Source organism: Nitrospira sp. MA-1, from assembly GCA_032139905.1.
GTDB lineage: Bacteria > Nitrospirota > Nitrospiria > Nitrospirales > UBA8639 > Nitrospira_E.
In genome coordinates this window covers 544,062-564,904 of record JAQJDB010000006.1, presented here as the reverse complement: position 1 = coordinate 564,904, position 20,843 = coordinate 544,062, and the positions used below count along the sequence as shown (strand labels likewise).

15 protein-coding genes and 1 riboswitch are annotated in these 20,843 nt (G+C 47.2%); of the genes, 9 read left to right on the top strand and 6 right to left on the bottom strand.

The window, feature by feature from the left end; genetic code table 11:
- Positions 1–182 precede the first annotated feature (182 nt).
- Positions 183–1,121, bottom strand: a complete 939-nt coding sequence (locus PJI16_10045; protein MDT3777896.1) for a hypothetical protein — start codon at positions 1,119–1,121, stop codon at positions 183–185.
- Positions 1,122–1,451: 330 nt separating this feature from the next.
- On the opposite strand from PJI16_10045, the gene PJI16_10040 reads away from it, so the two are divergent.
- Positions 1,452–2,195, top strand: coding sequence for a 2,3-bisphosphoglycerate-dependent phosphoglycerate mutase (locus PJI16_10040; GenBank protein ID MDT3777895.1), 744 nt, complete (start codon positions 1,452–1,454; stop codon positions 2,193–2,195).
- A 24-nt stretch (positions 2,196–2,219) separates the two neighbouring features.
- Positions 2,220–2,933, top strand: a complete 714-nt coding sequence (locus tag PJI16_10035; protein MDT3777894.1) for a 2OG-Fe(II) oxygenase — start codon at positions 2,220–2,222, stop codon at positions 2,931–2,933.
- A gap of 37 nt (positions 2,934–2,970) precedes the next feature.
- Here PJI16_10035 and PJI16_10030 read toward each other — a convergent pair whose 3' ends face one another.
- Positions 2,971–3,699, bottom strand: coding sequence for a hypothetical protein (locus tag PJI16_10030; protein ID MDT3777893.1), 729 nt, complete (start codon positions 3,697–3,699; stop codon positions 2,971–2,973).
- A gap of 362 nt (positions 3,700–4,061) precedes the next feature.
- Here PJI16_10030 and PJI16_10025 point away from each other — a divergent pair, with 362 nt between their 5' ends.
- Both PJI16_10025 and PJI16_10020 read left to right on the top strand, forming a co-directional pair.
- Positions 4,062–5,066 (top strand): glycosyltransferase family A protein, encoded by a 1,005-nt coding sequence (locus PJI16_10025; protein MDT3777892.1) that lies wholly within the window; start codon positions 4,062–4,064, stop codon positions 5,064–5,066.
- A 46-nt stretch (positions 5,067–5,112) separates the two neighbouring features.
- Complete coding sequence (locus tag PJI16_10020; GenBank protein ID MDT3777891.1) at positions 5,113–6,378, top strand: glycosyltransferase; 1,266 nt, start codon at positions 5,113–5,115, stop codon at positions 6,376–6,378.
- Positions 6,379–6,784: 406 nt separating this feature from the next.
- Here PJI16_10020 and PJI16_10015 read toward each other — a convergent pair whose 3' ends face one another.
- From PJI16_10015 to nadA, 4 genes are all read right to left on the bottom strand, one after another.
- Entirely contained in the window at positions 6,785–7,285 is a 501-nt protein-coding gene (locus PJI16_10015) for a DUF2141 domain-containing protein (protein MDT3777890.1), read from the bottom strand.
- Positions 7,286–7,377: 92 nt separating this feature from the next.
- On the bottom strand, positions 7,378–7,899 hold the full coding sequence (gene lspA, locus PJI16_10010) for a signal peptidase II (protein MDT3777889.1): 522 nt from the start codon (positions 7,897–7,899) through the stop codon (positions 7,378–7,380).
- A complete protein-coding gene (gene ileS, locus PJI16_10005; GenBank protein MDT3777888.1) occupies positions 7,896–10,754 on the bottom strand; it encodes an isoleucine--tRNA ligase in 2,859 nt (952 codons plus the stop codon). Before ileS ends, lspA begins: the two co-directional genes overlap by 4 nt.
- Positions 10,755–10,930: 176 nt before the next feature.
- Positions 10,931–12,028, bottom strand: coding sequence for a quinolinate synthase NadA (nadA, locus tag PJI16_10000; GenBank protein ID MDT3777887.1), 1,098 nt, complete (start codon positions 12,026–12,028; stop codon positions 10,931–10,933).
- A gap of 1,693 nt (positions 12,029–13,721) precedes the next feature.
- Between nadA and rffA the strand changes: the two genes are divergently transcribed.
- The 5 genes from rffA to thiC all read left to right on the top strand — a co-directional run bounded on the left by rffA (position 13,722) and on the right by thiC (position 20,768).
- Positions 13,722–14,918, top strand: coding sequence for a dTDP-4-amino-4,6-dideoxygalactose transaminase (gene rffA / locus PJI16_09995; protein MDT3777886.1), 1,197 nt, complete (start codon positions 13,722–13,724; stop codon positions 14,916–14,918).
- Between the two features lie 79 nt (positions 14,919–14,997).
- Positions 14,998–15,735: a GNAT family N-acetyltransferase gene (locus tag PJI16_09990; GenBank protein ID MDT3777885.1), complete on the top strand. Its 738-nt coding sequence runs from the start codon at positions 14,998–15,000 to the stop codon at positions 15,733–15,735.
- Between the two features lie 231 nt (positions 15,736–15,966).
- Positions 15,967–17,109 carry a hypothetical protein gene (locus PJI16_09985; protein MDT3777884.1) on the top strand — a complete coding sequence of 381 codons (1,143 nt, stop codon included), beginning with the start codon at positions 15,967–15,969 and terminating at the stop codon, positions 17,107–17,109.
- Positions 17,110–17,238: 129 nt separating this feature from the next.
- Positions 17,239–18,561 (top strand): glycosyltransferase family 4 protein, encoded by a 1,323-nt coding sequence (locus tag PJI16_09980; GenBank protein MDT3777883.1) that lies wholly within the window; start codon positions 17,239–17,241, stop codon positions 18,559–18,561.
- A 67-nt stretch (positions 18,562–18,628) separates the two neighbouring features.
- A riboswitch (TPP riboswitch) is annotated at positions 18,629–18,731 on the top strand.
- A gap of 102 nt (positions 18,732–18,833) precedes the next feature.
- The gene (thiC, locus tag PJI16_09975; GenBank protein MDT3777882.1) at positions 18,834–20,768 is read left to right on the top strand and encodes a phosphomethylpyrimidine synthase ThiC; all 1,935 of its coding nucleotides are present in this window, start codon (positions 18,834–18,836) and stop codon (positions 20,766–20,768) included.
- The last annotated feature ends 75 nt before the right edge of the window (positions 20,769–20,843 follow it).

Genomic DNA, 20,843 nt, shown 5'->3' with positions numbered 1-20,843 from the left:
TCTCCCTACAAGGGGGAGGTTTGTCCTTAGTGCTTGGCAGAACCGGATTAAGCCCATAGGTGTTAAGCTAAGCCATTATCTCAAAAATTTTTTATCTCTGAGAGTTGAGCCATCAAAATTAGGGTTCAGTTGTACTCCTAGGCAATGATGCAGCCGCATATGTCATACGGAAACCGATCTGATTAATGGATCCCTAAGGCCAGCTTCTGAACAAGGTCCGGCTTAAATCCAGGAAGGTCGGAAGGCACAGTGAATGGAGCCGTTGGTCGGAACGCGGAAAAGCAATTAAGAAATTGGATGATCAGGACCACGCGATCTCGTCGGTTACACCGGCTCCCATAGTGAAGACAGCGGGACGTGTCCAGGAACGCCCCTGAGCCTGGCGGTCCGATCAACTTCACCTCATGGTTTCTTCCCCCTCCCTCATAAATTCGTTCGTCCTGCACACGACCAAGCACACGCCCGATCGCTCTCTGCACCTGATGGGATATATCGGCGGGAAGAAAGGTCAGCGGCCCCTGGTCCTCCTTCGTTTCAAAGATATTCATAAATACTTTGACCTGTCTGAGATCTTCATAATCAAAGTGGAAGAGCTGGCTGGAGCGAGCCGTTTCATTTTCAGGTGACCAACAGAGCCGGGCTCCGGTTAACTTCGGTACCGTTCCCAGATACGCGGCTGCGGCATCAAGAATAGGGCGGGACACCATAAACCTGAGCAATTCCGGATGGCGGCAGAATTCGGCACCTTCAAGAATCGGGAACAGAAATTTCTTATGAGGATGTTTTTGAAAATATTCCGGGGGAAAATCCGCTCGTGATTGCTGATACACTGCTTCACAATACCTGACAATGCGATCGGTTCCTTCAATATCGTCAGGCCCAAACAGCCGGTATCCGGCTCTGTCTGGAATGGTCATCACGGGCTTAGTGATCGCAATAATTTCTCTGGCCAATCGATTTCTCAAACGATATTGAGTGGGGCTACCGGTGATTTTCAGCGCGCGGTAAAATGGTCGAACCACCCACGGGGGAATTCTCAGATTTTTATGCAGTACCTTATAAAGCCGATTCTGACGAATCGGCTGCCTGACCATATCCGTATTTTCAGAGGATAGAGGCATAAATACGATTCCGTGCGGAAAAATGGAGAATTTGGCTGTATAGCTTAGGCTTCATTCATCTTCCATGGATGCCAATGAACGACCCCTGCCCATGGGCATTAGGGAAAGCGACTCATGATTCCTGAAAATACCCGTTCTGTCAATCATTCCCATTAGCTCCCCGTGACACAGAATGCCCCTTTTTGAAAATCCTTATTCATTCTCGGGAAAACCTATGGTATTCTTAGGATTGCATCCGAAGATTGTATATTCAATGCCTTTCGCTATTAATCCTGCAAAGCGATTACCTGTCAATCAAAACATCAAGGAACAAACTTTCCTGCTAACGAAATGGGAACGCTCGTCCTTTTACGCCATGGGGAAAGCCTATGGAACCGCGAAAAACGGTTTACAGGCTGGACCGATATCGGGTTAAGCCCAAAAGGTGTCATTGAAGCTCAGCGGGCAGCCCACATTCTTAAGGGGAAAAGAATGATGTTTGACCTGTGTTTCTCCTCCGTTTTAAGCAGAGCGCATGAAACGGCAACCATTGTACTTAAGAATATGGATTTAACCTCTGTCCCGGTGCGGAAGAGTTGGCGACTGAATGAACGTCATTACGGCGCTCTCCAAGGAATGACCTGGTGGGAAGCATCAACACAGTTTGGTGCGAAACAAGTCCTGATATGGCAGCGACACTTTTCCGCGGTTCCACCGGCCCTTTCTCCTCAGGATCATCGATTTCCAGGCCTGGATCCCTTATATGCAGGTTTGAATTCTCAGGACCTTCCTTTGACAGAAAGCCTCCAGGACACCCAACGCCGGCTCATTCCTTGCTGGGAGAAAGACATTGCTCCCCTGCTTAAAGAGGAAAAAAGGATTCTGCTGGTTGCACACAACAATAGTATCCGAAGTTTGCTACAATTTCTTCTCCATCTCGATGAAGCCAGTATCAAACAAATCACGATTAGAACCGGAGAACCCTTGGTCTGTAAATTTGACGCCAAAGGCAATCTTGTCAGCTACTCCTATATGAGATGGAAGCCGAAATTGAAGGATTGCACACAAAAGTTGTTAAAATATTGCCTCCCCTAAGTTCATTATTGATCGTTTGTGGTTATGACGTATTTAAACTTTGCCGCCCTAGAAGCTATTTCAGCCCAATCCTTTCAGGAAGCCAAGCCCTATCCGTGGATGAATCCCGCGGATCTCCTGACGGATGCAGGTTATCAAGGCCTGGTTGAGACCCTTCCGAATGTCTCCATGTTTCAAAAGCGTTTTGGGGTCAAACGGGCTCATGGGCAACAAAGCCATGATCGCTACACATTAGAGTATCGCCCTGGCTTACCTCTCTCTCCTCATTGGAATCAATTTCTAGCCGAGCTTCAGGGAAAACCCTATTTGAATTTTTTAAAACGATTATTTGGGGTCAAGTCCCTTGAATTGAATTTCCATTGGCACTATACCCCCAATGGATGCTCTGTTTCTCCACATTGTGATGCCAAACATAAACTTGGGTCTCACATTTTCTACTTTAATACGAAAGAGGATTGGGACCCCGCCTGGGGTGGCGAGACCGTTATTCTCGACGATCAAGGGAAATTTAGCCGAAAAAGCGCTCCCAGCTTTGAAGATTTCCCACAATCGTTGGCTTCAACAGCCATTGGGAATTTCAGTCTGTTATTTCAACGATTGGATAAATCCTGGCATGGGGTCCGCCCCGTTCAATGCCCGGAAGGGCACATGCGAAAGGTGTTCATTGTCGTCATCAATCGGCTCTCGCTGGCTGACCGAATCCAGCGGGTCTTTGGAAAAGGCCCTAAGGGGTACTGATTTTCTCAATACGTTCCAACCCTCATTGCCGATACTCTTACAGTCCCCGATACCCTTCGAAATAGTCGGGCTTTATGGCTTTCCAATCTCGTTCAAAAAATGCCCGTTTCGTCCACTGGGCGAGAAAACACAATTCGATAAATCCATAATAGGCTTGAATATCCGGCGCGCCCTTACTCGCCAACAATCGGAGAAACTCGTTTTTGAAGGGATTCAGCCATCGCACCAAGGCTTTGGCAGCACCCATGCCTATGAGATGCTCGCTGACGAGGCCTTCCACATCGACAGCACACAGCAAATGGGTCTTGGGATTGAGGACAAAGTTTTTCTTAACGGGGTCGGTATAATCGAACCCGATCCAACAGTGTGTAGGCTGCAGGACATCCACGGATTTTCTGAGCTCCCCCAACAATCCATTCGAAAGAATCCCAATCTGATTGAGAAAATGCAGATCCCGATCCAGGCGATCAGGGAACATGGTCGTATTCGTTTCCACCAACCGGGGAGCTTCAGAGTATAAACGATTATAAAACATGGCCACTTTTTCAACGAGTGAGTCATCAACCTCTTTGATGAGAGGCCCTTGAACAAACTCCACCCAGATTTCCCGCTCATAACGAATCACCATATTTGGGAAGATCCCGGCCCCCCCGAAGCACTCAAGATTCCGCTCAATTTCAACAGCCAGGGAAGAATCACAAAAAACCAATCGCTTAAATTGCTGCCCATTGATTGTCACAAAATGCAGGCTTTTGTCCTTTTGCAAGCGAACTCCAAAAAGCCGAGATAAAAAATATCGGGCTCGCTTCAAGAAAAAGGGCGATCGTTGTTTGACCTGTAATTGAAAAGACATTGTGTTGAAGAGTGTCTGGGTTAAACCGGTGGTGTCAAAAAACCAAAAATTTGGAAAACAGGGGATACATCGGATATGATTTGATACCCCTAGAGAAGAATGCGTTACTACCGCCTGCCTGAGAAGCTCCGATTACCCTATCGGCACGTGAACTTTCAGGAGATGTGTTATGAACTTTTTTTAAAAAAGAGTCAATATCTTATCTAATTTTAGCTCCAATAGCGCATGAATTGAGAACTCCTCCGGGATAACTGAAACATTCCGGTCAGACGACGATGCTTAACAACCCAAAAGTTACCGTATTTATCCCGGCTTATAACCGCGAAAAATATATTGGAGACGCCATTGAAAGTATTTTGGCACAAACGTTTACCAATTTCGAAATACTCCTGATAGATGATGGTTCGAAAGACCGTACCAGTGAAATCATGCGTTCATATCACGATCCTCGTGTGCGCATCATCCAGAATGAACACAATCTCGGGATTCCCAAGACCCGCAATAAAGGCATTGAACAGGCTCGTGGTGAATTTATCGCCATGTTAGATAGCGACGATCAGGCGTTTCCCACACGACTGGAGAAACAGGTCAACTTTCTGGATGCCCATCCTGATTATGCCCAAGTAGGAAGCTGGTGCCGCATGATGGACGAACAAGGTCGGCCATTAAAACGGATCAAGCGACAGCCCATTTTACCCGAGGACGTCGACATTCAACTGTTGTTTCGATGTTCCCTGAGTAACCGATCGATAATGGCTCGCACTGAAATTTTGCGGGAATATGGGTATCGAAATGACTACCCACGCTGTCAGGATTATGACCTCCACGTGAGACTGGCCCAAAAATATAAACTCGCCAACCTCCCTGAGTGCCTGGTTTACGGCCGTATACACGCCGATCAAATTACCAGTCAAACAGTGGAGCTGGGTGATGAAAAAAAGCGGGCAATCATCCGCCATCAACTCAACGTCTTGGGGGTGCCTTTCACCGAGGAAGATCTCGGTCCGCATTTGACGTTGTCTCGCATGCGAAAATCCCAATTTACGCCGGACGATGATTACCTTCAATGGGCGGAAAATTGGTTACTAAAACTTCAAGAAGCCAATTTGCAGACACACCGGTATTCGCAGCGCGCAATTGCACAAGCGGTCCGCGAAAAGTGGATACGGACCTGTTGGGCGGCCTGGAACGGCATGGGGTGGAAAGCCCTGAAATATTATGTTCACTCCCCCCTGCGCAAAAGCCTCGGCAATACCATACGAGAACACGTTCTCACCTGATCAGCCCAGTATCTATTCAATTAAGTCTCAAGCGACCTTTAATCATATGATGACGACGAATTCCTCGGATTTCGCCCCACTCCCGAGTCAATCGATAAATATAGAAAGTGAACCACCAGACCGTAAACATCTTGCGATATTTTTACCATCTCTAGCCGGGGGCGGCGTCGCAAGGGCTATGGTCTATCTCTCAGAGGCCTTTGCCGATCGCAATCACAGAGTGGACCTGATCTTATGTCAGGTCTCAGGTCCCTATCTGGACAGCATTTCCCCGAAGGTTCAGGTCATCGGGCTCAAGGGGGGGACAAAATGGCGGGGATGCTTCCATGCCGTGTCAGCTGATTTTGGGGCTTTATGGTCAATGCTCCTCCCGATCTTGCTATCGTCTCATCCTCCCAAAACTATCGGATATCTCCCGGATCTGGTTGAATATTTACGGCATGAGAAACCAGATACGATGCTCACGGCCAAAACTCCTGCGAACCTCATAGCCTTGTTAGCCGCACGCCTTGCAGGTGGCAAAACTCGCATTGTGATCAACGAACAAACCAGCTTGTCTCCCATCATCAAGACATCAAAAAAGTGGCGTTGGCGTTTTCTTGCACCTCTCTTACAACGCGTATACCCATGGGCAGATGAAATCGCGACCGTGGCGGATGGCGTCGCGGAAGATGTGTCCTCGTTAACGGGAATCCAACGTGATCGTATTACGACGATTTTCAATCCGGTGGCCCTCACCCAGGTACAAGAAAAAGCCCGCATCCCGGTTGACCATCCGTGGTTTCCAGCAGATACTCTACCGGTCATCCTAGGTGTAGGGAGACATGTGCCACAAAAGGACTTCGCGTGTCTCATAAAGGCCTTTGGACGAGTTCGTTCTGTGCGTCCAGCCCGACTGGTGATCCTCGGGGAGGGAAGGATGCGGAATGAGCTTGAAGAGCTGGCTGAAACCTTGGCCCTAACCCAAGATATTTCCATGCCAGGATTTGTCGACAATCCCTTCGCCTTTATGGCCAGAGCTTCGGTATTTGTGCTCTCGTCAGCATGGGAAGGTTGTCCGAATGTGCTGATCGAAGCGCTAGCATGTGGATGCCCGATTGTCAGCACGGACTGCCCGAGCGGTCCTACCGAGATTCTTCAAAAGGGGGCCTTTGGACCATTGGTACCGGTCGGTGATGACAAAGCGCTGGCCGAAGCTATTCTCGAAGTCCTTGACCATCCACTTGGCCAGGAACAGTTGCGTGCCCGCGCTACGGAGTTCGAAGTAGGCAGGATCGCGGAAAAGTATCTCCGACTCATGTCGGCGCACTAATATCCCTTCAAATGGCTACGTTAAAAGAGGCGTGATATTCATAGGACCACGTGCGGAACACCTTTCGATATGCACCATCATCGTAACGGACTTGGACCCCCCTTTATAAAAGCGGTATGAGAAAAATAAGGCTTCTCGTCATATCCAGCCCCGCTCCTCATAGCAAATCAATATGGTTGCCGGAAACCAATCTCACGACACTTCTATCCGGTAAGAGAGCATCATCATGGCCAGGAAGGATATCCCCTTGAAGGTTCCAGCCAATAGGCAAAATAGCCAGCTGGCAGACAATCAAATGACGTCGAAGATTCTGTGACCACATCTCCAGTTTACCTGTCTATCCCTATAGCAACAATCCAAGTGGCTGAATGCGTTTACATGCCCAGGCAACGGTGATGATATGGCACTAATATTTCATGTCAACATCCACATGGGTCACTTCCCCAATCACCTCGAACGAGGATTCTTCAAAATTCGGAGCGGCTAAAAATAACGAGGGATTTTTCGACACGCCAAACCCTTCGGTAGGCAAGCCAATCAGATTACGGTCAAATTTATGATTGTCGTTTTCATCATGATAAACAACCACGGCATATTTTCCTTCTATCGGTGCAGCCAAACACATGGTCATAGAACCTTTTTGGGCAGGTTCCCGTTCTTTATCAGCCCTGGCTCCCTTGACTAAAAAACTCTCTGGATCTGGTCCATACAGGACTGCCTTTAGGGATCCTGCAGCGCTTTTGATTCCATGCACATGAATGTGAATGGGCTTCCCTTCAGAGGGGCAGGTATTAACCGGTAACTGCAACCCTTCACCGAAACTTGCCGAAACACTGAGCAACAACACTATCCAAAAAATAGACAGGCCAACCCCATTTGGTCGCGAATAGGCAGTGCTCGGAAACATCTTCACCCTCCATACTTACACATGAACATCATATGATGAGAGCAAAATAAGCGGGTACACACGTGACTCGCAACTGCAGATAATCCGGAAGATTAAAGAGGAGGATTTTCTTGAGGGGTCAAGTTGGGTTTCCGTTTTTCAAAGGCAAACAGCAGGAGAAGAGAGCACACCCCCACACTAATCGCCGAATCGGCCACATTGAAAGCGGGCCAATGGTAGCCATTGATATAGAAATCTAAAAAATCGATGACCTCTCCATATTGCAGGCGATCGATAAAATTTCCAATCGCACCCCCAAAAATAGACGCGATGGTCATTTGCCCCCACCAATCGTGAGGTTCCAGCCGTAAGAAGATGGTGATTAATAATCCCATGGCAAAGAGGGAAGTCAGGAAAAAGAAAATGAGCCTAAACCCGCTGCTGGTTGTGCCCATGATCCCAAATGCGGCGCCAGGATTCCTGATGTAGGTCAAAGAAAAATATCCCGGAATAATGGGGATGGATTCATGAAGATACATCGAACTGGCAATATAATACTTGGTAACCTGGTCAAGGCTTATGATGGACGCGACGACGAGGCCTAACAACACAAACCGATGAATGCCCCCGCTCATCGCAACGCCTCCACGCATCGACCGCAAAGCGTCGGATGTTGAGTCTGTGAACCCACATCCTGGCGGATATTCCAACATCGATCACATTTGGTACCTTCAGCTTTGACGATTTCTATCGTTAAACCCAGGCTCGCATCCACCAATTCCCCTCCAGGCAGTGACCCAACCGCTTCCACCTTCACACACGAGACAATAAATAATGCCGGCAGATCGGTGAGATACCCTTCGAGCAACGCAGAATTTGGTTGAGTCGCATGCAAGATTACGGTGGCATCCAGGGAAGAACCAATCACCTTGTCTCGTCTTGATTTTTCTAAAGCGAATTGCACCTTACTCCGGACTTGGAACAAGTAGGCCCACGTCGTATGGAGCTGTGGGTTTTGAAAGACTGTGGGGGATCTCGGGAAGTCGGCCAAATGCACACTCATCGGCTTAGATCCTTCTACCGTGAATTCTGGTAGAACCTGCCAGATTTCTTCAGCAGTAAAACTCAGGATCGGAGCCATGAGCGTTGCTAAGGAGGACACGATTTCAAACAAAACCGTCTGAGAACCACGCCGAAGTAGCGAATTTGCTGGAAAGGTATATAAACGGTCCTTCAAGATATCCAAATAGGTCGCGCTCATATCCGTAGAACAAAAATAATCCAATTCGTGCACGACCTGGCGAAACTGAAATTGGGCATATCCCTTTTTCACGTTGTCGATCAGTTGCCCTAGCCGCCAGAGGGCCCATTGATCCAGTTCCGGCAAATCGGCATGGGGCACGGAATGAACGCCCGGCTCAAAATCATACAGATTACTCAGGAGGAACCGGCAGGTATTGCGTACTTTTCTATACGCATCCGTCAATTGTTTTAAAATCTCTTTTGAGATACGCAGATCTTCCTGATAATCCTGCGAGGCCACCCATAGTCGCAGAATTTCCGCACCAGACTCTTTGATAATTTCCTGTGGGGTCACGACATTGCCTGCCGATTTCGACATTTTCTTGCCTTCCCCATCCAAAACAAACCCATGCGTCAAGACGGCCCGATAGGGTGCTTGCTCATCCGTCGTCACCGATGTCAAAAGCGAACTGTGGAACCATCCCCTATGTTGATCGGAACCTTCAAGGTATAAGTCTGCGGGATACCAGCCTTCACCTTGAGGCCTCAACACCGCCGCATGACTCACCCCCGATTCAAACCAGACATCTAAAATATCATGTTCTTTCTTAAACGACCCATGGCCGCATTGCACACATGTGGTTCCCTGGGGAAGTAATTCCTGGGCGGATCGACTAAACCAAATGTCGGCCCCACTCTCCTGCATTTGAACACTGATATGCTCGATCACTTTGGAATCAGTTAATGAGGTGGAACAGCCTTGGCAAGAAAACACAGGAATGGGCGTCCCCCACATTCGCTGACGAGATAAGCACCAATCCGGACGGTTCAAAATCATCCCGTAAATACGATCTCGTCCCCGCTCTGGAATCCATTGGACTTTATCAATTTCTTTCAGGGCTTTTTGGCGAAGATCGGCTTCCTCCATGGACACAAACCATTGGTGTGTAGCCCGAAAGATGACCGGTTGCTTACAGCGCCAACAATGAGGATAAGTATGTTCAAGCCTTTTTTCACCAACTAACAACTTCCTAGCATTCAAGACTTCCACAATCCCGGGATTCGCCTCCAAAACGGGTTGTCCTGCAAACTCAGGAAAATCATCCGTAAACCGTCCTGCATTGTTGACCGGCACCAGGATTTCCAATGGCTTCCGATCAGGAAGCATTTCGACATAAGGGGGTTTGTTATATTTCAGAACTAAAAGATAGTCGTCCATCCCATGTCCAGGAGCAATATGGACACACCCGGTCCCTTGCTCCAAGGTGACAAAATCTCCATTGAGGATAGGGATCTCCTTCTTGGCAAATGGAGGATGACACGTCCACCCTTCGAATTCTTTTCCTTTCTTTTTTCCTAATACCTCAAATTTCTCAATCTTACAGGCCTTGGCAAATGCGTCTACCAATCCAAGAGCCACGATAAAAGCCTCTTCTCCAGCTTGAAGAACGGCATAGTCAAAATCCGGATGGAGGCAAATGGCTTGGTTCGCGGGAAGGGTCCAAGGGGTCGTTGTCCAAATGACGGCCGAAACGGCTTTCAACTTTTTGACGGTTGGCAGACCCAATCGTTGGTCGGAACCCATTTCAGCCGGCAGGACCGTAAAGGGAAATTTCACATATACCGACGGTGAGAGATGATTCTCATATTCCACTTCGGCTTCAGCCAGCGCCGTTTGATCCACGGTACACCACAACACCGGCTTCAATCCCTTATAGACGCGACCCTTTTCCACAAACTTTCCAAACTCTCGAACAATCGCGGCCTCATAGGCATGATCCATCGTCAGATACGGATGCTCCCAATCCCCGAATACCCCTAACCGGCGAAACTCGTCTCGTTGGATCTCAACAAATTTCTCCGCATACTCGCGACAGAGCTTCCGGAGTTCCACCGCACTCAGATCTTTTTTCTTGGGACCGAGCTGCTTGGTCACCTGATGTTCAATCGGCAACCCGTGACAATCCCATCCAGGGATATAGGGAGCCTGGAACCCCGCCATGGTTTTCGATTTAATAATGATGTCTTTGAGAATTTTATTCAGCCCATGCCCGATATGAATATGCCCATTGGCATAGGGAGGGCCATCATGAAGGATATAACGGTGGCTGCCATTTCTGGCCTCCTGAATACGGTCGTACACCCGCTCCCGCTCCCACCAGGCTAATCGCTCCGGTTCCTTTTGTGGCAGATTGGCCTTCATCGGAAACTCAGTCCGGGGAAGGTTCAATGTCGCTTTGTAGTCCATGGGGAAATTCTCAAGAATAGTGGGATAAACTCAAGGCCATTCTAGCCATGCCTCCCAAACCCGTCAAACATAACCCTTCAGTCATATCGCGACAACACATCAATGGAAAACAACCGTGTTATTGATATGAAAGCGCAACAAATAAGGGAAGGGGGGGAACCACAGAAGAAAGGTATTCAGCTCAAATCCATCATGCGGTCCAAAGCCAACTTGGCAAACACTTTCTCCTCGTCAGGAACTTGGATGTGATTAACCACATGACCCTGCACGAGATTTTCCATGGCCCAACATAAATGAGGCCCATCAATTCTATACATCGTCGAACAGCGACACACCATTGGGGAAAGGAAAAAGACTTGCTTATCGGCTTGATCTTGTTTCAACCGATTCACCAGATTCAGTTCGGTTCCCACCGCCCAAATTGTTCCTGGATCGGCCTGAGTCACCGTCCGAATAATAAATTCCGTCGATCCCACCAGGTCTGCCTGATTGACCACATCCTCATGACATTCAGGATGCACAATAACCCGAACATTAGGATACTGCTTTCGGAAATAGCTAACGTGTGCCGGTTGGAACATCTGATGCACACTACAATGCCCCTTCCAGAGAATCAGACGAGCCTTGTGTATGGTTTCGCGAGTATGCCCGCCATTGGGTTGAAAGGGATCCCAGACGATCATCTCCTCAGGGGGAAATCCCATCGCATTCGCGGTGTTCCGCCCTAAATGCTCATCCGGGAAGAAAAGAATTTTCTCCCGTCTCTCCCAGGCCCAGTTCATAATGGCTTTGGCGTTTGAAGAAGTGCAGGTCACCCCACCATGTTCTCCGCAAAAGGCTTTGAGAGAAGCAGCTGAATTCACATACACGATGGGGGTCACGGTCTCCTCAACAGGCAACACCCGGGCGAGCCGCTCCCAACAATCATCCACCTGTTCCATGGAAGCCATATCCGCCATTGAGCAGCCAGCAGCCATATCGGGCAGAATGACCGTTTGATTGGAACGACTGAGAATGTCGGCTGTTTCAGCCATGAAATGCACCCCACAAAACACCACATGAGGAAATTCAGGGTGCTCAGCCGCATACTTGGCCAAGAGAAGAGAATCGCCTCGAAAATCGGCATGGATGATTACATCATCCCGTTGATAGTTGTGTCCCAATAGCAATACTTTCCGACCTAATATGGCTTTTGCGTCGACAATTCGATCAAACAATTCCTGATCCGGAAGAGTTTGGTAGTCAGTAATAGGAAATTCTGTAATAGTGGGCATAATTATTTCCAAAGACGTTTTCGAGTTTTTTTGTTCAAAGATGGCTGTATTTTCTGATACTAACTACCAATTTAACGAAATCAAGGAACAGAAATTAAGCTTACCAAATCTGTAGGCACCTATGAAAGGAATTCTCCTTAAATAGCTACTATATGAGCTGCTCCACAACAATCCACCTGCCGACAATCGACTTCCGTGCCTGCGGGGACTACAGAAGGCTCGACTTCCAGTGTTTTATTAAGCCCGATAAATCAAAAAGACGGTCTGTTAATCCTTTTCTAAATGCGTTTTCCCTTTGGTGCTATACACACAGATACCTCTCTGCCTTTTCCCTGGGGAATCGGTTTTGCCACCGAGACATATCAATCCCACTCTTCGCTATCCGAGCAATGGTGCACAAAAAGAGCCTGCACTGGAATCAATACAGAACAACTAAGTTCAAAATCCGCATGGGCCTGTTGATGAAGGAGCAGTCCAGGAGAATCTGTTATCTTCTATTAGCATAAATTGCCGGAATAGCCGACTGACAAAACGTTCATTACATTCCCCCACCTGTACAATTTCGGATTAAGGATGATGCCCAATTCAAGTTCAACCAATAGGCCTTTTCTTATATCGGGTATGTTTCCACCAGCCTTACTTCTACAGCCTAAGATTTCCGTCATTTTTTATTAACAAAGTCCCGTTAATAAGTTCTGAAACACCATTTACTCCACGGCTAAAAAATGTCCCGATGCGCCTACCACTCCCACTTCCAGCGCTCTGTATCTTCATGGCATTGCCTCATATTTAGGCTTGGCGTTATCCCTGGATTTGGAAACCCGAAAGAATTTGTCCATTGTTGAGGGAAAAACCCTGCAACCTTGGATCGGACAATAAGCTAATTGCCTCTGTCGAGGCTGATACAGGCCGAAATCAACAATATACCGGGTATATCGAATCTCCCAATGAAATCCTTGAGGTATTGGTATTGCCAGGGGATGAAGAAAAATTGGGAATTCCCATTAGTGTGCCTTTCAGGTAAACTTCAAGAAAAGAGCATGCTCCTTCCTCAGTGGTGGCCGATTTTTTTGACAACGATTAAGTACTTATTCTGTTTTTTTGAGGACAACGGGTAATTTGTCGGGTCCTTAGAAAAAGTTGGACCGAGTTGTTCGAGGGGGGACCATGGCACCGTTAGATTCCAGAATGGATGTTAAAATCTAATGCCCTGGGATGAAAATTTTTCCCGGAAGAAAGCCGTCACCGCCCCGCTCTCATTACACAATCCCAGATTCCCAGATTTATACCCTTTGGGTAATCAGGTAGCCAGAATTCCCGATAGCTAAAGCCTTCAGCCGTAAGGAGATGAGATATCCCTGCTGTGAGCCAACGACTTAGATCGGCAACAACCCTACATAGAAATGCTTGGTTGTGGGCTTGCCTGGCTTGATAGAGGTGCCAAAAATTCTCTGTAAAGGTAACCAAACTTTGTCGAAATCATGCAACTTAAGCAGGGTATGTACCGTAGGTGTTTCGAAGAGGTGAACCGGCAAAAAGGTTTGGGGCAACGACTCATTGGGAGTAACACCCTCCAAGGGTGATTACGCCAAGTATTTTCAGAACGGTGTGAGGCACGAAATTCTAATTTCAGGCAAGAGACCTCTGCCGTTGACGCATAGAAAGGTATTTTCCAACAAATGGAGAAAGAAAGATGGAAAAGATCATCCCCTTCAATAAACCGTTCATTGCGGGAAAGGAGCTTTATTATATTGCGCAGGCGGTGACGTTTGGAAATTTGGCTGGTGATGGGTATTTCACTAAAAAATGTTCTGAACTGTTTGAAAAACAGTTCGGCGTTCACAAAGTGCTTATGACACCTTCCTGCACGGCAGCCCTGGAAATGGCCGCAATGCTTTGTAACCTTGGACCCGGTGATGAGGTCATTCTCCCCTCCTATACTTTCGTCTCGACCGCCAATGCGATTGTTCGGTTGGGCGCCAAACCGGTATTTGTCGATATCAGGCCTGACACACTGAATCTGGATGAAAATCGAATAGAAGAAGCGATTACTCCAAAAACAAAAGCCATTTTGCCAGTTCATTATGCCGGAATCGCGTGCGAAATGGACCACATTATGGCGATTGCAAAGAAACATGCACTCTTGGTCATAGAAGATGCGGCGCAAGGAGTGGGGGCGTATTATAAAAACCGGGCACTCGGAACTATTGGGCATCTCGGAACCTATAGTTTCCATGAGACCAAAAATTATATCTGTGGTGAGGGGGGCGCACTTTGCATCAACGATCCCGGAATGATAAGGCGGGCAGAAATCATTCGAGACAAGGGAACCAACCGGAGCGAATTTTTTCGCGGGGAAGTTGATAAGTACACATGGGTCGACATTGGATCGTCATATGTGCCCAGTGAAATCGTCTGTGCATTCCTTTATGCCCAATTGGAGATGTTGGACTCGATTGCAGAGCGCAGAAGGGGAATTTTTAAACGGTACCGGATGCTCCTGCGACCCCTTGAAATTCAAGGTCTATTGAGTCTCCCTACCATACCAGGAGATTGCAAGAGTAATTTTCATATGTTTTACATTCTTCTTTCAGATATAGAAACAAGAGATGCCCTCATGGGGTACTTAAGGCAACAGAACATTTTGGCGGTTTTTCATTTTGTTCCACTGCACAGTTCGCCAATGGGGAAAAAGTTTGGATATATCGAGGGCGATTTCCCAATCACAGAACAATTGAGCGGTCGACTGCTTCGTTTGCCATTCTATTACGAAATGACTGAAAAAGAGCAGGAATACATCATAAAATGTATAACCGAAGGGCTAGAAACCGTGAAAGGGAAAATAAAGCTAAACCGAGAGGAACCTCCAGCGCTCAGATTTGTCCAATAGTGGCGAGGAGGTTCTACCTAGTAGAACACTTGCACAAAGAGAGAAGAGATAAATTAAGAATAATCTTTTAACGGTTCTTGTGCCACTACCCTGGGACTCTCAACATTTTGAGATTTCCGTTGGGCAGATTATTTCTCCAGCATTAACGAACTCTGAACTTGAGAACATTCTGTCTTATGCAAAAGAACAGGGCTACCACTTGATTTATTGGGCCACTTGCCCCGACAGAATGATCCCTTTGCCTCTTCTTCAAAGTTTTTCAGGTTCCCTGGTAGACAGAAAAGTTACCTATCAACGGAAGCTGAGTACCGAATTCACCTTCGGCGAGATTAAGAACCCAAGTCATTCGTTTGAAGTAATTGAATTCCCTCGATCGCAGGCCAATCAGCAGTTAAAAACTCTTGCGTTGATCGCAGGCGGCCATTCTAGATTTCACGACGATCCATGTATTTCGAAGGAAAAATTTGCAGGCATGTACCATATTTGGATTAACCGAAGCACTTTACATGAAATTGCCGATGTGGTGTTTATCGTGAAGAATTCCGCAAATATGGAAGATTGTCTTGGAATGGTGACCGGGTCTGTCAAAAATGGCATTGGAAAAGTTGGCTTGATGGGGGTTCAAAAAAAAGTTCAAGGTCAAGGAATCGGCTCATTGTTGATGAAGACTCTACATGAATGGCTGATATCAAATGGTATACATACTTCAGAAGTGGTTACCCAGAAAAACAATATACGAGCCTGTAAATTTTATGAAAGGTTTGGGTACAAACTGGAATCGCTTCAGCATTATTACCATTTCTGGGTTCAATTGTAGGTGTGGTCTACCTCTGCCTTGAGGGATAAATCTAAAAAACCCAATACTTGGCGAGCGGGGGGCATGGGGAACCGAAGGAATTACAGTTTAAAGGTACTCAAACATTGGGGAGCGGAATCCACATTTGGAAAAACTACCATTGATCAATTGCCAAAAAGCGGTGTCCGTTTACCAGTTACCGAAAGTTAGTGAGATCCATGGAGATTGCCTCTTGAAGCTGGGGTATTGGTGATGTCCAAGCAGAAACCTTCCACGAAGAAAAGTATATTTTTTCATATAGTTCTATTGCTTATCCCGATCACTACCCTCGTATTAACCTATCTTGCGTACACAACGTTTAGAACAGTCCAATTCTATAACTACGTTAAATCCGATCAGCGTGATTGGAGCGGACAAGTCCATCAAGCTCATAAAGAACTTGGATATGCACCTATTCCCAATTCCCATGGCTGGGAAATAATGCCTTTAGGCCCTGACATTCCGGTACGATATGACAAGGACGGATTTAGAATTCCAGTGGATGAAAAGTTAAAGACCACAAACAACCATCCATTTGCGCTCACCTTAGGATGCTCCTTCACGTATGGAGCTGCCACTCATGCTGAAAATACCTTTCCCTACCTGATTGGCGCCGATTTCGGCGTATCGACAAAGAATGCTGGTGTTTGTAGTTACGGCCTTTCACAAATGGTGTTAATGGCGAAACTATTGATTCCTCGCCATAAGCCTGACTATGTCATTGTTCAATATTCGCCCTGGCTTGTGAAACGAGCAATCCAACCCTTTGCGCCTTCGTATTACGGAAAGCTCCCTAACCCCTGCTATTTTGGAGAAAGCGCCCTAGGGATAGCACCCGCCGTCTTTCAAACCAAGGTATTTGACTTACCTATCGACAACTATCGAAATACCCAAAAAGGAGTTTCTGATTTTTTTCTTTTTTCGGTGAATATCGGCTTTCCTCTCCTACTTCACGATGATTTCAATATGACAAAATACACTCTCGCAAAATTTTTGAGATTGACAAATGGTCCCACAAAAAATCGCTCGGCGGTCATACAAGACGCATATAAAGAAATCGCCAACATGGCAGAACAAAATAACGCCAGGATGATCATAGTAATACTGGGAGAAAATCATCTTCCTGTCCCAATTTCAAAAGATCTTTTCCCGAGGAATGCGGTAGTAATAGATGCGCACAGTGAGTTACTAAACCGGCTGCCAACCATCGATGAAAAAAGTTTCCAACGACACTACAACCATTGGCGTGGTGAACCCCCGACTCTCGTTGATACACACCCAAATGAACTCGCCCATAAAATAATTGCTGAAATGATTACTTTGCAGATGGTTAAATTTTCCAAAAAAGAAATTTAACATGATGAAATACAGCGAGAGTCTAAGCCGTCGGTTTTACCCAATTACAGAGTCTCTTGGAATCTCGTACTTTGCTTGGGGTCTTAATGTACCAATTTTAATGTACCAATTTGGTCTAACCCTAATTTCATGGACCTATCTAACAAATTTCCATATCAGGCGAATAAGCATGCATTAAAAAACGAAGGCAGTAATTTAGTGCCCTATTTCAACGAGACCTCTTCGGAAGCAGACGGGGATGGAAAAGTGAACAAAAAGATCAAGGATGATACGCCGGTCCGAGTGCTCCATCTGATTGATAGAATAACCGGCTATGGCACAACAAGATTGCTCTGGGATATTGTGCGCTTGACCCCACCGGATAAGGTCAAACACTTAGTCATTAGCTTTTCGCCTGATAAAGGAAAATGGATAACGGCAGATCTTCTGCGAGAGAAGGGTGCCTATGGCCAAGTTCCTAAACGCCGTATCTTAAAACTTTTAGATCGTTGGTCCCTGACTTGGTTTCTTGGCCGGTACATTTCAACAATATGGCATGTCTGTAAAGCCTTAATCTGGTTTCGCCCGGACATTATTAATGTACATACAACTTATGCCTTAACCATTGGCGTGCCATTAAAAGTCCTGTTGCGGCGCCCAGTGGTTCATCTGGTTCCGTCACTCTTTTCCCAAATGGTGGATGAAGGAAAACCCTGGGTTCCAAGACTGTATGCCCGTTTTCATGGCTTATTCGATTGTTTCTTCACTGCTGCCTCCCGCTGTCAGGATGAACTGCATGCAGTAGGCATTCCCAATTCCAAAATTGTTCCTCTTCGCGGGATTCTTGACCTTGAAGAAATCAACAAGATTCGACATAAACGGGAACAATTCCATAAGACAATCAGAGAAAATTATCATTTGCCTTCAGATGCTTTTATTGCACTTTCTGTCGGTCGCCTGGACTCCTCTAAAGGGCACATATATGCCTTGGAAGCTCTTTCCAGCCTTGTACAACAGTTTCCTAAGCTCTATTGGCTTTTGGTTGGCGATGGGAAGCAACGTGCAGAACTAGAAAACCGTGCAAAAGATTTAGGCACTTATACCCATATGCATCTCGTTGGCTATCAGGATGACCTCCTACCTTATTACGCAGCCGCCACAATGTTTCTTCGTACCATGATTTTTGAGGAGACCAATCTTTCAACCTATAAAGCCATGGCTATGGGCTTACCCATCATAGGGTTTGATACGGGCTGTGAAACCGAGCTTTTAAAAACGGTTGGTCACGGGATTTTAGTACCCAATAAAAGTGTTGCTGGTTTATCTGCGGCAGTAGCACAGATCCTGACACTGCCTGACCATGGAAGAGAACTTGGTGGTCGTGGCATAGAGTTTTGTCAGGCCAATTTGGACATTCGATTGGGAATCGAGGATATAACCGCAGTGTACAAGAAACTTAGAGATGGAGGTTGACATTACTTCTCTTTGAGGGAATAGGGGACTGGCACTGTTTGACAAACAAACAGAACGAGACTTACCATGAGTTTGCTAGGGGTGCGACAAGCTGAGAGTCCCAAAAGCGGGGACGACCCTCACGACCTGACCTGGATAATACCAGCGTAGGGAAGCAGGAGACACGAAAGCCCGCACGAGCAGCCGCACTCTTTAGCAAAAAAAGGGGCGGCTTTTGTATTTTGGAGTCAGCTCCCTGGATCAATTCCTAACCCCAGAAAGAGAGGGTTTGCATGACACCACCCCAAGCCACAACCACTAGCCCACCAACACCCGCATTGCGCGTCGTTTCTGAGGAGCCCCGTATTCCTCTTTCCTCCTTATCGATTCAACCATTTCCGGGCTCACAAAAAATATATCGAACCGGCTCGAGGCCAGATGTACGAGTCCCTATGCGCGAGATTCATCAAACCCCAAGTCATAGTCCTCAAGACCACACTGAAGTTCAGAACCCTTCTGTCATCGTCTATGATACCTCAGGACCCTATACGGATCCTGCTCTCCACATTGATGTGCGCAAAGGTCTCCATCCCCTCAGAAAGGATTGGATTGCGGAACGGCAAGACGTAGAACCTTTAAAAGAGGTCAGTTCACAGTATGGACGAACCCGGGCCAACGATCCCGCCTTACAGGCCATCCGATTCCATTTGCAACGCCCACCCCTTCGGGCAAAATCAGGTCGAAATGTCACCCAATTGCATTATGCTCGGAAGGGAATCGTCACACCGGAAATGGAATTTATTGCCATACGGGAGAACCAGGCACGAGAGGAACACCAATCCGCCCAACAAGGGACCGGACAAACCTTTGGGGTGACTCAACATCCTGGCCAGAATTGGGGCGCGTCCACTCCTTCCTATATCACCCCGGAGTTTGTTCGTGATGAAATTGCCCGGGGACGGGCCATTATTCCTGCCAATATTAATCATCCGGAAATTGAGCCTATGATCATCGGGCGCAATTTTTTAGTTAAAATAAACGCCAACATCGGCAATTCTGCCGTGTCCTCTTCCATTGAAGAGGAAGTTGAAAAATTGATTTGGTCTATCCGATGGGGTGGCGACACCGTCATGGACCTCTCCACAGGGAAAAATATCCACGAAACTCGTGAGTGGATTATTCGAAATTCTCCAGTACCTATAGGGACCGTTCCCATCTACCAAGCATTAGAAAAAGTTGGAGGAAAACCTGAGGAACTTACCTGGGAAATCTTTCGAGATACTCTCGTGGAACAAGCCGAACAAGGCGTGGACTACTTCACCATTCACGCCGGTGTTCGCCTGGCCTATGTCCCACTGACCGCCTCTCGCATGACCGGCATCGTCTCACGAGGCGGATCTATCCATGCCAAATGGTGCCTCGCTCACCATCAGGAAAACTTCGCCTATACGCATTTTGAAGAAATCTGCGAGATTATGAAAAGCTATGATGTATCCTTCAGTTTAGGCGACGGACTGCGCCCTGGTTCTTTGGCAGACGCCAACGACGCGGCTCAATTCGCCGAACTGGAAACCTTGGGAGAACTCACCCATATTGCATGGAAGCATGATGTGCAGGTCATGATTGAAGGTCCGGGACACGTTCCCATGCAACTCATTAAAGAAAACATGGACAAGCAGCTTTCCGTCTGTGACGAAGCCCCCTTTTATACCCTGGGCCCCCTCACCACGGATATCGCTCCAGGCTACGACCACATCACCTCGGCGATCGGCGCGGCGATGATCGGCTGGTATGGATGCGCTATGCTGTGTTACGTCACGCCCAAGGAACATTTGGGCCTACCGGACAAAGAAGACGTGAAGGCCGGAGTCATGGCTTACAAAATCGCCGCACATGCGGCAGATTTGGCCAAAGGCCATCCCGGAGCCCAACACAGGGACAATGCCCTATCTCAGGCGCGCTTTGAATTTCGATGGCAGGACCAATTCAATTTATCCCTTGACCCGGAAACGGCGAAGGATTTCCATGATGCCACACTCCCCGCGCAAGGAGCGAAGCTAGCCCACTTTTGCTCCATGTGTGGCCCGCATTTTTGTTCCATGAAAATTACCCAGGACGTGCGAGAGTATGCTGCGGAAAAACAATTGGCAGATGAGGCCGCACTGAAACAAGGCATGCAGGAAAAATCCGAAGAGTTCCGGAAAACCGGTGGAGACTTATATCTGTAAAGCGGTAAAAGTTCATGGTGGAACAAGCAGGTGATCAACAGAGTTTTGGTAATAGGCAAAAACAAAACGTGATTG